The sequence below is a fragment of the Streptomyces sp. NPDC048650 genome, from assembly GCF_043199095.1.
In the GTDB taxonomy this organism is placed as follows: Bacteria; Actinomycetota; Actinomycetes; order Streptomycetales; family Streptomycetaceae; genus Streptomyces.
Map to the genome: position 1 here is coordinate 161565 of NZ_JBICVM010000015.1, position 14371 is coordinate 175935.

General features: G+C 70.6%; 10 protein-coding genes and 2 pseudogenes. 4 read left to right on the forward strand and 8 right to left on the reverse strand.

What is annotated here, in order from left to right; all coding sequences use genetic code 11:
* Positions 1–82: 82 nt before the first annotated feature.
* The 4 genes from ACGFML_RS32040 to ACGFML_RS32055 all read right to left on the reverse strand — a co-directional run bounded on the left by ACGFML_RS32040 (position 83) and on the right by ACGFML_RS32055 (position 5324).
* On the reverse strand, positions 83–1039 hold the full coding sequence (locus ACGFML_RS32040) for a small ribosomal subunit Rsm22 family protein (RefSeq protein ID WP_393549140.1): 957 nt from the start codon (positions 1037–1039) through the stop codon (positions 83–85).
* A 10-nt stretch (positions 1040–1049) separates the two neighbouring features.
* The gene (locus ACGFML_RS32045) at positions 1050–2129 is read right to left on the reverse strand and encodes a serine hydrolase domain-containing protein (RefSeq protein WP_393549141.1); all 1080 of its coding nucleotides are present in this window, start codon (positions 2127–2129) and stop codon (positions 1050–1052) included.
* A gap of 77 nt (positions 2130–2206) precedes the next feature.
* Entirely contained in the window at positions 2207–3538 is a 1332-nt protein-coding gene (locus tag ACGFML_RS32050) for a multidrug effflux MFS transporter (RefSeq protein WP_393549142.1), read from the reverse strand.
* A 136-nt stretch (positions 3539–3674) separates the two neighbouring features.
* Positions 3675–5324, reverse strand: coding sequence for an alkaline phosphatase D family protein (locus ACGFML_RS32055; protein ID WP_393549143.1), 1650 nt, complete (start codon positions 5322–5324; stop codon positions 3675–3677).
* A gap of 196 nt (positions 5325–5520) precedes the next feature.
* Between ACGFML_RS32055 and ACGFML_RS32060 the strand changes: the two genes are divergently transcribed.
* Positions 5521–6342, forward strand: a complete 822-nt coding sequence (locus ACGFML_RS32060; protein ID WP_393549144.1) for an SDR family oxidoreductase — start codon at positions 5521–5523, stop codon at positions 6340–6342.
* Positions 6343–6514: 172 nt separating this feature from the next.
* Here ACGFML_RS32060 and ACGFML_RS32065 read toward each other — a convergent pair whose 3' ends face one another.
* Complete coding sequence (locus ACGFML_RS32065; protein WP_393549145.1) at positions 6515–6994, reverse strand: hypothetical protein; 480 nt, start codon at positions 6992–6994, stop codon at positions 6515–6517.
* A 425-nt stretch (positions 6995–7419) separates the two neighbouring features.
* Positions 7420–7746: an Lsr2 family protein gene (locus ACGFML_RS32070; protein ID WP_393549146.1), complete on the reverse strand. Its 327-nt coding sequence runs from the start codon at positions 7744–7746 to the stop codon at positions 7420–7422.
* Between the two features lie 856 nt (positions 7747–8602).
* Between ACGFML_RS32070 and ACGFML_RS32075 the strand changes: the two genes are divergently transcribed.
* Positions 8603–8848, forward strand: coding sequence for a hypothetical protein (locus ACGFML_RS32075; protein WP_393549147.1), 246 nt, complete (start codon positions 8603–8605; stop codon positions 8846–8848).
* Between the two features lie 641 nt (positions 8849–9489).
* On the opposite strand, the gene ACGFML_RS32080 is transcribed toward ACGFML_RS32075, so the two are convergent.
* Complete coding sequence (locus ACGFML_RS32080; RefSeq protein WP_393549148.1) at positions 9490–9879, reverse strand: hypothetical protein; 390 nt, start codon at positions 9877–9879, stop codon at positions 9490–9492.
* 293 nt (positions 9880–10172) lie between these two features.
* Positions 10173–10520: a hypothetical protein gene (locus ACGFML_RS32085; RefSeq protein ID WP_393549149.1), complete on the reverse strand. Its 348-nt coding sequence runs from the start codon at positions 10518–10520 to the stop codon at positions 10173–10175.
* A 10-nt stretch (positions 10521–10530) separates the two neighbouring features.
* Between ACGFML_RS32085 and eccCb the strand changes: the two are divergent.
* Both eccCb and ACGFML_RS32095 read left to right on the forward strand, forming a co-directional pair.
* Positions 10531–13920, forward strand: a pseudogene (gene eccCb, locus ACGFML_RS32090) (type VII secretion protein EccCb); the annotation flags it as partial.
* A gap of 158 nt (positions 13921–14078) precedes the next feature.
* Positions 14079–14295, forward strand: a pseudogene (locus tag ACGFML_RS32095) (hypothetical protein); the annotation flags it as partial.
* Positions 14296–14371 lie beyond the last annotated feature (76 nt).

A 14371-nucleotide genomic window follows, 5' to 3' on the forward strand; every position in this document is an offset into this window, starting at 1 on the left:
CAGTGGGCGATACCCGCGCCCGTCCCGCGCGCTGCTGCGCGGACCCCGGGAGGGGCGGGGACGCCCGGCGGCAGCGGGCCGGTCAGGCCCATTCGTCGCCCCAGGACGCGTCCCGGGCGGCACGGTAGTCGGCGCCGTGCCGCTTGGTGACGGTGGCCCGCCGCAGCCCCTCCCCCTCGGTGCACAGGTCCAACAGGACCTGTCCCTTGCGCAGTTGGGGCTTGCGGATGATCCGAGCCGTCGGCTCCGTCGCGGCGGCGTCCAGGGTGGTGGCCGCGACATAGCTGAACTTCTCGTCCTCGTACGCCAGGGAGCCCCCCTTGACCTGGCGGTGCAGCGAGGAGCGGCTGACCCGGGCCGAGAAGTGGCACCAGTCCGTACCGGGGACGATCGGGCAGGTGTCGCTGTGCGGGCAGGGCGCCACGACCCTCAGACCGGCCGCGACGAGCTGGTCGCGGGCCTCGCGGATGCGGAGATAGCCCTCGGGGGTGCCCGGCTCCACCAGGACGACGGACCGGGCGGTGGCCGCGGCCTGGACCACGGCCCGGCGGGCCTCGGGACGCAGCTCGCCCAGGACGTAGGAGACGGTCACCAGGTCGGTGCCGTCCGGGACGGTCAGGCCCTCGCCGATCACCTGCCGCTGCCACCGGGTGTCCGGCAGGGTGGCGGCGGCCAGTTCGCGGCCGAGCTCGAGAGCCGGCTGCGCCCAGTCCAGGACCGTGCTGTGGTGGTCCTCCCAGACGGCCGCGGCGGCCCAGGTGGCGGCGCCGGTGCCGCCACCGATGTCGACATGGGTGACCGGTGACCAGTCGGGCATCCGGGCGGCGAACGCGCTCAGCGCGGCCCGCGCGGCCTCGAAGGTCGCGGGCATCCGGTAGGCGGCGTACGCGGCGACATCGGCGCGGTCCCGCAGCACCGGGGCATCGGTGGGGGTGGTGCCCCGGTAGTTGGCGATCAGCCGGTCCACGGCCTGCGCGGCCTGCTTGGGCGGCAGGCCGTCGAGCAGGCCGGCCAGAGCGGCGCGCAGTTCCTCGTGCATTCGGCCAAGTTTACGGGGCGGCCGGCCCACCCCGGTCCGCTCGGTCGGTGACCGCACGGGCCAGACACGTTGCGGCCCGCGCGCGGGGGGCGCTGTCGCCGCCGGTGCGCCGCGGGTGGACGGTGTTGGCCAGCAGCACCAGGAACGTGTCGGTGGCGCGGTCCAGGACCAGGCTGGTGCCGGTGAACCCGGTGTGTCCGGCCGCCCCGCGGCCCGCCAACTCCCCCATGAAGTACGGCTGGTCGACGCCGAAGCCGAGGCCGGGCGGATCGAGCAGGGCGGCCACCGCCTCCGCCCCCAGGATGCGGGCGGTGCCGTAGGCGCCGCCGTTGAGGAGCGCCCGGCACAGTACGGCCAGGTCCTGCGCGGTGGCGAAGAGGCCCGCGTGTCCCGCGACGCCGCCCAGCGCCCAGGCGTTCTCGTCGTGCACCACGCCGCGCAGCATCCCCCGGTCCGCCTTGCCCCACGGCCGCCGCTGGTCCTCGGTCGCCGCCACACCCGGCGGCGCCAGCGGCCCGTAGGAGGTGCTGACCATGTCCAGCGGGCGGGTGATGCCCTCCCGTACGAGGGCGTCCAGCCGGTGGCCGGTGACGGACTCCAGGACGAGTTGGAGGGTGATGAAGTTGAGGTCGGAGTAGCGGCGCGCGCCACCGGGCGGGCCGGCCGGGGCCGCCGCCTGGGCCCAGAGCAGCTCGAGCTGTGCGGCGCGGCCCGTGCGGTCGTGGAAGGGCAGCTCGGGGCTCAGGCCCGAGGTGTGGGTGAGCAGCTGGCGGATCGTACCGCCCGGGGCGAAGGCGGGGAGGTGGGTGTGGACCTCGTCGTCGAGGTCCAGGCGGCCGCACTCCACCTGCTGCAGCGCGACGATCGCGGTGAAGAGCTTGCTGAGCGAGGCCAGGTCGAAGACCGTGCCGACCCGCATCGGCTCCCACAGGTCGCGCGGCAGATCGAGGCCGCGGTCCCGCTCCGGGTCAAAGGCGCGGTAGCGCACCGCCCAGCCGGCGGCGGCCTCGGCGGCGACCACCGGGCCGCGCCCGGCCAGCACCACCGCGCCGGCGCACCAGGCGGGCCGTCCCTCGGGCAGTTCGCGCACACCGCTGACGAGCCGTTCCGTCCACCCGGGATCGAGTCCCGCGCCCGCCGGTGTGCCGTGTCGGAGTCTCGGTGCGTTCAGAGTCGGCTCCCCTCGCCCGCCGTGCCGCCGGTGTCCTCCCCCCTACGCTGCCACGGGCGGCACATTCCCAGGAAGCTGACGAGCGCCAGAACGGCGCATGAGAGTTGCACCACGGCCATCGGTACGGCCGTCCGCTCACCCGCGACACCGACCAGCGGGGAGGCGATCGAGCCGAGGAGGAACGTCGAGGTGCCCAGCAGGGCGGAGGCGGAGCCCGCCGCGTGCGGGGTGCGCAGCAGGGCCATGGTGTTGGTGGTCGGCATGACCAGGCCCATCGCCGCCATCAGGACGAACAGTCCGGCGGCCACCGGCACCAGGCCCACCGCGCCGAAGAGCCCGGAGGACATCAGCAGCAGCGCCGTGGCGGCGACGGCGACGAGCGCCAGGCCGGTGCCCAGCACCTTGTCCATACCGACCCGGCCGACCAGCACCTTGCCGTTGATCTGGCCGGCCAGTACCAAGCCGACGGAGTTGAGTCCGAAGAGCAGGCTGAAGACCTGCGGGGAGGCGCCGTAGATCTCCTGGACGACGAACGGCGAGGCGGAGATGTAGGCGAAGAGGGCGGCGAAGGCGAAGGCGCCGACGAGGAGATAGCCGGCGAACACCCGGTCGGCGAGCAGATCGCGCATGGTGCGCAGGGCCTGGCCGAGGCCGCCGGAGTGCCGCCGGGCGGGCGGCAGCGTCTCGTGCAGGGTGCGCCACACCAGGAGGGTGAGCAGGACGCCGACGACGGTCAGGACGACGAAGACCCCGCGCCAGGCGGTGAACCGCAGGATCTGGCCGCCGATCAGCGGTGCCACCACCGGGGCGACGCCCGAGATCAGCATCAGGGTGGAGAAGAACCGTGCCATCGCCACGCCGTCGTACAGATCGCGCACCACGGCCCGCGCGATGACGATGCCGGCCGCACCGGCCAGGCCCTGCAACAGGCGGAAGGCGATGAGCAGTTCGACGTTGGTGGCGACCACGCACAGGGCGGTGGCGAGGACGTAGATCACCATGCCGACCAGCAGCGGGCGGCGGCGGCCCCACTTGTCGCTCATCGGGCCGACGATCATCTGGCCCAGGGCCATGCCGGCCAGGCACGTGGTGAGGGTCAGCTGCACGGTGGCGGCCGGGCTGTGCAGGGCGGCGGCGACCTGTGGCAGGGCCGGCAGATACATGTCCATGGAGAGCGGCGGGACCGCGGTGAGGCCGCCCAGGACGAGGGTGACCAGGAGGCTGGTGCGGCGGGACGCGGACGGCGCGGGGGGCGCCGCCACCGCGTCCCGCCCGGATATCCCCTGTCGGTCGTGGGATGCGGCCGTGCTGGGACCGGGCTCCGTCATGAGCGTCTCCATGGGTGAGTGATGTCCGCACCATGGTGACACGCACACGGCGGCGCCCGGCCGGGTCTGCGGCCCTCCGTTGGTCCTACGCCTGACGGACGAGTGGGGGGCACCCGAGGTCCTGGGCCCCGGACCCTCAGGCGGGCTTGAGCCCGGGGTCGCCCGCCTCCGTGACGAACGACGCGGCGGTGCGCACCGGCGCCCCGGGGGTGGTGACGGCGGACACCGTCCGGTAGTCGCCGCGCGCGGTGTCCTGGCCGAGTGTGACGGTCACATAGCCGCGGCGACCGTTGTAGAACTTCAGATGCGGGTTGGCGGCCATGTACGTGGCCCAGTTGGCCGGCCGGTCCGCGCCGTCCTTGCCGCTGGCGATGGAGGAGGTCACGAACTCCACGCCCGCGGTGCGTGAGGCGGGGTCCGCGAAGTCCTTCTTGATGTCGAAGGCGTAGTGGACGTGCACATCGCCGGTGAGGACGACGAGATTGTCCACCCCGGCCGACTCGGCGCCCGCCAGCACCCGCTTGCGGGAGGCCGGATAGCCGTCCCAGCCGTCCATGCTGACCCGGTAGTCCGCGCCGGTGGCGTCGCGCCGCTCGGAGAAGGTGACCTGCTGGGGCACGACGTTCCAGCGGGCGGTGGACGCGCGCCAGCCGTCGGTCAGCCAGCGCTCCTGGGCGGCGCCGGTCAGGGTCCGCCCGGGGTCCTGTGACTCCGGGCCCGGCGCGTGCCAGCCGTCCCCGTACGCCTGGTCGGAGCGGTACTGGCGGGTGTCGAGGATGTCGAACTGGGCGAGCCGGCCGTACTGGATGCGGCGGTAGAGCCGGGCGTCCGCGCCCTTGGGCCGCTGCGGGCGGCGAAGCGGCTGGTTCTCCCAGTACGCGCGGTAGGCCGCGGCCCGGCGGACGAGGAACTCGGCGGGCGGGAGGTCGTCCTCGCTGATGTCGGAGGCGTAGTTGTTCTCCACCTCGTGGTCGTCCCAGGTGACGATGAAGGGGTGCGCGGCGTGCGCGGCCCGCAGGTCCGGGTCGGACTTGTAGAGCGCGTAGCGCAGCCGGTAGTCGTCCAGCGTGACCGTCTCGCGGTCGAAGAGCGCGGGCAGCGTGCGGTCGGTGTACCCGCGGGCGCCGCCCACCGCGCTGACCGGGTACTCGTAGAGGTAGTCGCCGAGGTGGAAGACGACGTCCAGGTCCTCCTCCGCCAGGTGCCGGTAGGCGGTGAAGTAGCCGTCGTGGTAGGCCTGGCAGGAGACCGCGGCGAGCTTGAGGTCGGAGATCGTGGCGCCGCGGGCGGGCGCGGTGCGGGTGCGGCCGACAGGGCTGATCCAGTTGCCGGCCCGGAAGCGGTAGTAGTAGACGCGGTCCGGGGCGAGGCCGGTGGGCTCGATGTGCACGGCGTGGTGGAACTCCGGGTGCGCGTCGGCGCGGCCCTGCCCCGCGAGCTTGGCGAACCGCTCGTCGTAGGCGACCTCCCAGCGGACAGTGACCCTGGCGTTCGGCATGCCGCTGCCCGGCTCGTACGGGCGCGGGGCGAGTCGGGTCCACAGCACCACGGAGCCGGGCAGCGGGTCGCCGGAGGCGACGCCCAGGGTGAAGGGGTTCTCGCTGATCTTCCGGGCGTCGGCCTCCGCGGCATGGGCGGCGCCGGTGGCCGGCAGGTTCGTCGCGAAGGCGAGCGCCGCGGCGGCGCCGGTGACGGTGAGAAAGCGGCGGCGGCCGAAGTGCGCGGCGGCGGCCCGGATTTCCTGCTCGTGCGCCGGGGTCTGCCGGTGCGCGGCGTACTGAGTCATCTGCCCCTCCCCTGACGGTGGTTTGTCACCGATGAGCCAAGCGGCGGGGGCTGGCGGGCCGCTTGCGGTGGCCCGACGCATGCATGACAGCTGGGTGATGACTGGGCCCGCAACGGACGCCGTCGGACAATCACGGCACCCCGCCCGGGGCCGGCCCCGCCCCGGACCCCCACCGTCCGCCCTCTACGCTGCCGCCATGGCACAGAACACGAACGAGGCCGGTGCGGCGGACGAGCGGGACGGGGCGCGCACGGCGCCGGCCGAGGGCCGGGTGGCGGTGGTCACCGGCGCCGGCTCCGGCATCGGGCGCGCGGTCGCCCTGGAGCTGGCCGCCGCCGGCTGGCAGGTGGTCCTGGCAGGCCGGCGCCTGGAGGCCCTCGACGAGACGGCCCGGCGGTCCGGCCACCGCACCGAGGGCCGCACGGCCGTGCCGGTGCCTGCCGACGTCACCCGCCCCGACGAGGTGGACGCCCTCTTCGCCACCGTCCGCGAGCGCTTCGGCCGCCTGGACCTGCTGTTCAACAACGCGGGCACGTTCGGCAGGCCGGGCCCCCTGGAGGACCTGTCGTACGACGACTGGCGCGCGGTCGTCGACGTCAACCTCACCGGATCCTTCCTCTGCGCGCAGGCCGCCTTCCGCGCGATGAAGGAGCAGGACCCGCAGGGCGGCCGGATCATCAACAACGGCTCCGTCTCCGCCCATGCGCCGCGGCCGCACTCCATCGCCTACACCGCCACCAAGCACGCCATGACGGGCCTGACCAAGTCCCTCTCCCTGGACGGCCGTCCGTACCGGATCGCCTGCGGCCAGATCGACATCGGCAACGCCGCGACCGAGATGACCGGCCGGATGCAGACCGGCATCCTCCAGGCGAACGGCGAGACGGCGGTCGAGCCGGTCATGGACGCGGCGGACGTCGCCCGTACGGTCGCCCACATGGCCCAACTGCCCCTGGAGGCGAACGTGCAGTTCGCGACGGTGATGGCGACGAACATGCCGTACGTCGGGCGGGGGTGACCCCCCGGGCGGGGTGGCCCCCCGCCGACGGGAGCAGCCGGGCCCGGGCGCCACGTCACGGCGGCATGCCCCACAGTGGACGGCGACGCTGCGGCGGTTGGCGCTACATCCCGCCCCAGCCGCGCCCGAGCAGCGCCGAGAGGCCGCCGGACGCCGGGAGGGTGGATTCCCCTCACCCTCCCCGCCTCGCACCGCCAGAGTCGAACGCACTGGGGCCACCCGCCTTCGCCAGAAGGAATCCTCTGAAGGTGAGCAGACAAAGGGTGCCGTCCGTGCCGTCCTGACCCTCGATCGACTGCACGATGCCGACCTCGGAAAACCGAGGAAGGATGAGATGCCGGATCACCTCTCGCTCGGTCGCCGAGAACGTGGCGCCATACATGTCCCGAAGCCATTCGTAGGTGTCCGGCAAGCTGACGACCTGGACCGTGCCGCGCCGCCGGCGCCAGTAGGGCCTCAGCATGAACAGTCCCAGAAGCACGTAAGAGGCCAGCCGCCCGGCATGGATTCCGCCGAGCCCCGCGTCTCGCAGAACGCACTCCCCCTCCGCCACTTTCTGACGGGCTATGTCTGCGGAACAATCGGTCACGTCGGGACAGGGGACGGACGCGGCGGAATCCCGACCGCTCATGTGCAAAGCCTGCACATTCATGGCAGCTTCAGCGGCAACCGAGGCCGGACGCCGGCAGTCGGGACCCGACTTTGCATGCTCCGGTCGCCTCCGATGTGCTCCGCTATGACGCCGAGAAGAATGGCGTCAGGCTTCTGCTCGTCCTGGCGGCGGCGCTCGCAGCGATCACCGTCGGCAGGGCGGCCGGGCTGCCGGCCCGGTGGGACGGTGCTCGGATGCCCGGATGCCCGGATGCCCGGCTGCATCATGCGGGGAGGGGCGGTCTTCGGCATCGCCATGACGCTGATGGTGCTGGCCCTCACCAGCCTTGGGGCTCTCGGCTGGGGCTCGCTGCGGTCGGCCGCTCGGGGCGCCTGTGCCCATACGCCGCATCACCCGACACTCCGGGGCAGGCAAAGAGGCCCCCTCGCACGCCATGAGGGGGCCTCCGGTCCATTCAAGTAAGGTCACTTGGCCTTTTGGTATGCCTCGCGAATGTCGGCGGGGACGCGGCCGCGGTCGTTGATGTTGTAGCCGTTCTCCTTGGCCCAGGCCCGGATCGCGGCCGTGTCCTCGTTGCTGCTGGTGCCGGCGTTTCGAGGCTTGCGGGCCTTGCCCGTCCGCCGCCCGACCTTCGTGAAAGGAGCGACGGCCTCAAGGAGCTTGTCGTAGCTGTCGGGACCCAGATCGATCTCGTATGTCACACCGTCGATAGAAATGGTGTGAGTTGCGGCCTCCGAGGTTTCTTCGCCTGTGAGGTCGTCCGTGTAGATGGTGATTACCTTCTGTGCCATGGCGAGCATGCTACGCGTCCGACCAGCAGGGGTAACCCGGCCTCTACCACTGCGCCCAGTCGAGAGCATTCCCGATCGCCGCGAAGATGCCGAAGACGCCCTTCCGCCAATCCGGCGGATCCACCCAGTCGGCACCGTATCCGGACTTGGGGCCCTCGAGTACGTGAACATCCGGGCGATCCCGGTGCCTTCTACAGCGGCACGGCTCGGACGGCTGCGGAGTCGAACACAATCGACGCTTCCGCCAACGACATCCTCAATGTCACCTCCATTGCCGGTCTCCTCCCTCAGCCCCAGGGCGCCACCCACGCCGCGACCATGCCTTCCTTACGTCGACGACGGAGACGGTGTTCTGCGAGGCTCGTAGCTCCGGTGTCCACACCACGGTGCTCCACCCCGGTTTTGCCCGGCGTGGCGAGGGCGGAACGCACGGCATTCGGCTGCCGGATTTCGCCTGGCTCGACCGGGACGGGGTGGCCCGCGAGGCGATCGCGGCCGTGCAGTCCGGCAAGCCGGTCTGCATCCCGGGGCGGCACTACCGGGCGGCGGGTTCACCATGTACCGGGTGGTCGACGACGCGGGTCGATTTCCGGCACGCCTCGGCCGGCGCCGCGAACGACAACCAATTGTCCGTGGCGGAAAGGACCCTCGGGGAAATCCACGCCGCGCAGCGCCTCGCCGACGCTCTGGACTCCCCGCACCCCGTACGCGTCAAGGTCGACCAAAACGGCATCGGCCATGGCATCGTGTCCATGCTGGAGCGCTGGGCCGAGACCGGGCGACACCGGACGCAGAACGACGGCGTCATGGTGTCGGAATCCCCGAGCCAGGACGACCCCGGCACCGTTATGCGGCCGTGGCGCAAGCGAGACGAGATGGGCTCGCCACCAGGTCGCTGCTCCAACCGGACCCTACGTCCGGACGTGGGCGGCGGCTCCACATCGGCAAGAAGGCCGCCGCGCAGCTCTCGACGCCAAACCTGCTGTCCACGACGAGCGGCTGCACCCAGATCGACAGCCAGAAGGCGATGGAGGCCCGCAGCATCAAATCGCCGGACCGCGCCGAAGCCGCGCTCCTGGCCCTCTACGAGCCGGAGCCCTGAATAAGCCCCGCCGCCGTGGCCTCCTCGACTGAACACCGATCAGGAAGGTGCCGGCCGAAGCCAGCCCGGTACCGTACGGCGGCTCACGCCGGAAAGCGCAGACAACCGCGTCGGCCCTGCCCCTGCCGTGTGGGACGCCTGCGCCAATCCCCTTATGCGCGCATCGATTCCGGCGAGAGAGAGCAGGAGTAGATGCCATTCGACTCCCACCCAGGCCCACGCCTGCTCCGTGGCCAGGGCAGGCGAAGGGTTCCCCGCCTCCCACTGGCCGGCGTGCATCGTGAAGTTGCTGGTCACGGTCTGGTGTGCGTGGGCTTTGGGGTGTGCGGGCGGATGACTCCCGTCAAGGTCGTCGGTCAACGGGCGACTTCGCAGTTCGTCAGGACCAGCAGGCCCGCACCAGGATGGTCTCCCACTTCGGGTCGGTACGGACCTTGCCGAGCACTCGCCAGTTCTTCAGGTGGGCGAAGCCGTGCTCGACCGGCGCCCGGACCGCGGCCAGCGCCTCGCTGGACAGCTTCTGACTGCAGGTCAGGTTGGTCGCCGGCGGCCTTGTAGCCGGTGATCACGGCCGGGGTCGGCGTCCGGGACCGCTGCCATCGAGGCCGGCGAAGCGAGGTCGGGGTCTAGCACGACTCGAGTCAGCGACTGCAACCTTGATCTTTTCGCGCATCCGGCAGGTGGGAGCGCATGAAGCGTTCCAAGGCCTTGCGGCGCTCTGAAACGTCCTTCGGAGTTTTCTCCGACAGGTGCATTTCCAAGACGAACTTCATGTCCTGACCTTTGCGTGGGCAATCAAGAGTAGCGATCGCACCTTGGTCTGCGACCATCGCATCGTTCCCGATGTCCGCCTTGCGAGGATTCCCGTATCCAATCAGGGCGTTCTCATTTACCTCAAATGGGTCGACGTTGCCCGGCACCACATCTCGCCTGATCTGAATGACCTGACTACCGCCACTATCCCCGTTCAGTGTCACTACAAGGTTGCAGGATTCGCCGGATGAATCGGAAGCACTGACGTTATCCTTCAAGTCTTTGCCTGGTGGCAGTAGCGGAGAGAGAAGTTTTGGGTCGATCTTGGTTCCGCAAACCTCCGTAGGTGCCGCGTACTTCTGAGGCTCGGAGCAGCCGGAGGCCCCAAGCGCGGCTACTATGCAGGAGATCGTAGCGAGAGTCCACATGGAACCAAATGGCGGGCCGGTGCGCGACCGAGACTGGTTGTGGCGAATCTGCATAATGAAAGACTTCCTCAATATCAGCGCGCCGGCTGCCGGCCGGGGAGCCCTTGGGCTGCCGCATTGCCGTTGGCCGCCGACGCCGTGATTTACTCGGTGATGCTGTAGACGTCTTCAGGTCCGTCCGGGTTGTTTGCACGCCATATCTTGGCGATTTCTCTCAGCTGATTTTCTCGCACCTTGAATGTCTCGCCGTTCTGTTTTTGATTCGACTCCGTAATTCGCGCCTCTTCATCCTCTTTCCACCTGTATGAGATCAAGTAGAGCTCGCGATCCAGAGCTCCCCCCAGGGGGCCTACGTCCGGAATGAAGCTTGCAACGGTTCCGGCTCCGTGGTAGCCCCAGTTCTGCTTCCAGGCAACATCCTTCTTCTCGGCCGCCACATGATCGGCCAGAGCCTGGTAACGCGCTTCTTCCAGGAAGCTGAAGTTCCTCACGGCACACGACAGCATGGACGGCCTGCCCCTGGCGGTCTCGCTGCGCGCCTTTTACCACGTGACCGTCAGCGGCGAGGAGGAGTCCGTCCGGGCCTCGGCACGCGCCCTCGTCGCCTCGCTGGTGTCCCTGCACTCGCCCGACGACCTGGTCCTCGGCATCGCCGCCGCCCCGGACACCGCGCCCCAGTGGGAGTGGGCCAAGTGGCTGCCGCACGCCCAGGGCGAGAGCACCGACGGCGCCGGCAGCAACCGGCTCATCACCACCAGCACCTCGGACCTCGAAGAGCTGCTCCAGGAGCGGCTCGAAGGCCGCCCCCGCTTCCAGCCCAGCGGCCAACCCCTCCTGGAGCAGCCGCACATCATCGTCGTACTCGACGGGGCGGCTCTGTCCCCGATGTCCGCACTCGCCGCGGCCGAAGGAATGCAGGGCGTCACCGTCGTCGAGCTCGTACCGGGCAGGATCACCGGCGCACTCGGCGACCTCTCGGTCGACGTGCACCCCGGGACCCTGCGCCTGGAGTCCGGTCAGGGGCTCGTGTACGAGGGCACGCCGGACCGGCTCAGCCACGAGGCGGCGGAGGCACTGGCGCTTCAGCTCGCCCCGCTCTACATGGCCTCGGGCGGTGACTCGGACGAGCCGCTCCTGGCCAACCTCGAGTTCACCGACCTGCTGAACCTGGGGGATGCCGACTCCGTGGACGTCGCCCGCACCTGGCGGCCCCGCTCCCGCACGGACCGGCTCCGCGTCCCCATCGGCGTCGGTGAGGACGGCACCCCGGTGATGCTCGACCTGAAGGAGGCCGTCCAGGAGGGGATGGGCCCGCACGGCCTCTGCGTGGGCGCCACCGGCTCCGGCAAGTCCGAACTCCTGCGCACCCTCGTCCTCGGCCTCGCGGTGACCCACTCCTCCGAGACACTCAACTTCGTCCTCGCCGACTTCAAGGGCGGCGCCACCTTCGCCGGCATGGCGGACATGCCGCACGTAGCCGCGGTGATCACCAACCTCGCCGACGACCTGACCCTGGTGGACCGCATGGGAGACTCCATCCGCGGCGAGCTCAACCGCCGCCAGGAGCTGCTGCGCCGTTCGGGAAACTTCGCCAACATCCACGACTACGAGAAGGCCCGCTCCGCCGGCGCCGCCCTGGACCCCATCCCGTCCCTGGTCCTGGTCATCGACGAGTTCAGCGAACTCCTCACCGCCAAGCCGGATTTCATCGAGATGTTCGTGCAGATCGGCCGCATCGGGCGCTCCCTGGGCGTCCATCTCCTCCTCGCCTCGCAGCGCCTCGAAGAAGGACGGCTGCGTGGCCTGGAGACGTATCTCTCGTACCGCATCGGCCTGCGCACGTTCTCCGAGGCGGAGTCGCGGGCGGCGCTCGGCGTCCCGGACGCCTACCACCTGCCGAACGTCCCCGGATCGGGCTACCTGAAGTACGGGACCGACGAGATGGACCGCTTCAAGGCCGCCTACGTCTCCGGGGCGCACCGACCGACCTCGGACCGCCCGGTAACGGCCGACGGGCAGCTGCCGGTAGACCGCCGCACGGTCCCGTTCACCGCTGCCCCCGTACCAGTGCACTACAGACAACCCGACCCGCGGACCCTCGTAACGGACCCACGGTCCCGGGCGGAAGACGACGCCCTCGCAGACACGGTGCTCGACGTCGTCGTACGCCGGCTGGAGGGCCAGGGGCCGGCCGCACATCAGGTGTGGCTGCCGCCGCTCGACAACCCGCCCCCGCTGGACCACCTGCTCCCCGGCCTCGCAGGTGTGCAGAACCGCGGCCTGACCCAGCCCGGCTACGAGGGAGCGGGCCGGCTCGTCGTCCCCCTCGGCGTCGTCGACAAGCCCTACGAACAGCGCCGCGACACCCTCTACCGGGACTTCTCCGGGGCGGCGGGCCATATGCAGATCATCGGCGGCCCGCAGTCCGGCAAGTCGACGCTGCTTCGTGCCATCGCCTCCTCCTTCGCGCTCACCCACACGCCGCAGGAAGTCCAGTTCTACGGCCTGGACTTCGGCGGTGGCGGCATGGCCTCCCTCTCCGGACTGCCGCATGTCGGCGGCGTCGCCTCACGCCTCGACCCCGAGCGGGTGCGCCGCACTGTCGCCGAGGTCCACGGCGTCCTCACCCGCAGGGAGGAGTACTTCCGCAGCGCGGGCATCGACTCCATCGCGACCTTCCGCCGCAGGCGCGAGCGCGGCGAGATCTCCGTGACCGACCAGCCATGGGGCGACGTCTTCCTGCTGATCGACGGCTGGGGCAACTTCCGTACGGAGTACGAGGCCCTGGAATCCATGGTCCTCGACATCGCCGCGCGCGGCCTCGGCTACGGCATTCGCCTGGTGCTCACCGCCTCGCGCGCCATGGAGGTCCGGGCCAACCTCAAGGACCTGCTCATGAACCGCCTGGAGCTGCGGCTCGGCGACACCATGGACTCCGAACTGGACCGCAAGGCCGCAGCCAACGTGCCGGCAGGCGTCCCCGGCCGGGGCATCACCCCCGAGGGACTGCACTTCATGGCCGCGGTCCCGCGCATCGACGGCAGCCACTCCGACGCCGACCTGTCCGAGGCCACCGCCGCCATGAGCAAGGAAGTCTCCCGGCACTGGCCCGCTCCCGGAGCTCCGGCCGTCCGCCTGCTGCCCCGCGAATTGCCGCTCGCCCAGCTGCCGGCCGGACATGCGGCACCGGAACAGGGCCTTGCCTTCGCCCTCGACGAAAACACCCTGGAGCCGGTCTTCCTCAACTTCGAACAGGACCCGTTCTTCCTCGTCTTCGGCGAGAGCGAGTCCGGCAAGTCCAACCTGCTGCGCCTGCTCATCAAGCAACTGGCCGACCGCTACGACGGCGACAGCTGCAAGATGTTCGTGATCGACAACCGCAGGTCACTGCTCGACGCTGCCCCGCCCTCCCACCTGGCGGAGTACGTCCCGATGTCCAACGCCATGGACCATCATGTGGAGGCGCTCGCGGACCTGATGAAGCGCCGCACGCCCTCGCCGGACATCACCGCGCAGGAGTTGCGGGAGCGCAGCTGGTGGCAGGGGCCGAAGGTGTACGTGATCGTCGACGACTACGACCTCGTCTCCACGTCGGCCGGCAACCCCCTCGCTCCGCTCACCGAACTCCTGCCCTTCGCCCGCGATGTGGGCATCCGCTTCATCGTCGCCCGCAACACGGCGGGCGCGAGCCGCTCCTCGTACGAGCCCTTCATACAGCGGATCAAGGAGCTGGGCGCGCAGGGCGTGGTGCTCTCCGGCGACCCGGAGGAGGGCGACATCCTCGGCAATGTCCGGCCTCGGCCGATGCCGCCGGGCCGAGGTGTCTTCGTCTCGCGCCGACGGGGCAATCCGCTGGTGCAGACGGGGCTCACGGAAATGGGGCACGCGTGAGTGGACCACCCCGGTCTCGATAGAGATCTCGGCCTGCCCTGGGTTGCGTGGAGTCGCCGTTCGAGCCGTGCCCCGGCTTCGGCGAGGACCTGGAGGCGGAAGATCCAGCCCTCCCGGTCGGACCCGGTCGGAGGTCAGCAGGTCGCGGGGACCTTTCCAGCGATGTGAAGTGGGCCGACATGACCGCACCATCGTTCTCCCTCTTCGACTGGGAGGACTGGGAGGACTGGAGCCAACGCACCGCGTGGCTTGGATTCCGGCTCGCTGTGGGGCAGGTCCCTTGCCGTCCCTGCTCCGGCCGATCGCGTACGGCACGAGCGGCGCCACGACTCCGAGCCGGACGGCAATCCGATGACGCTGATGACGCTCTTGAAGGGCCCCTGACCTGGCATTTTGCCAGGTCGGGGCCTTCTGACGGCCAGGCGGCGGACGAGTCGGCCTGTACGCCGGG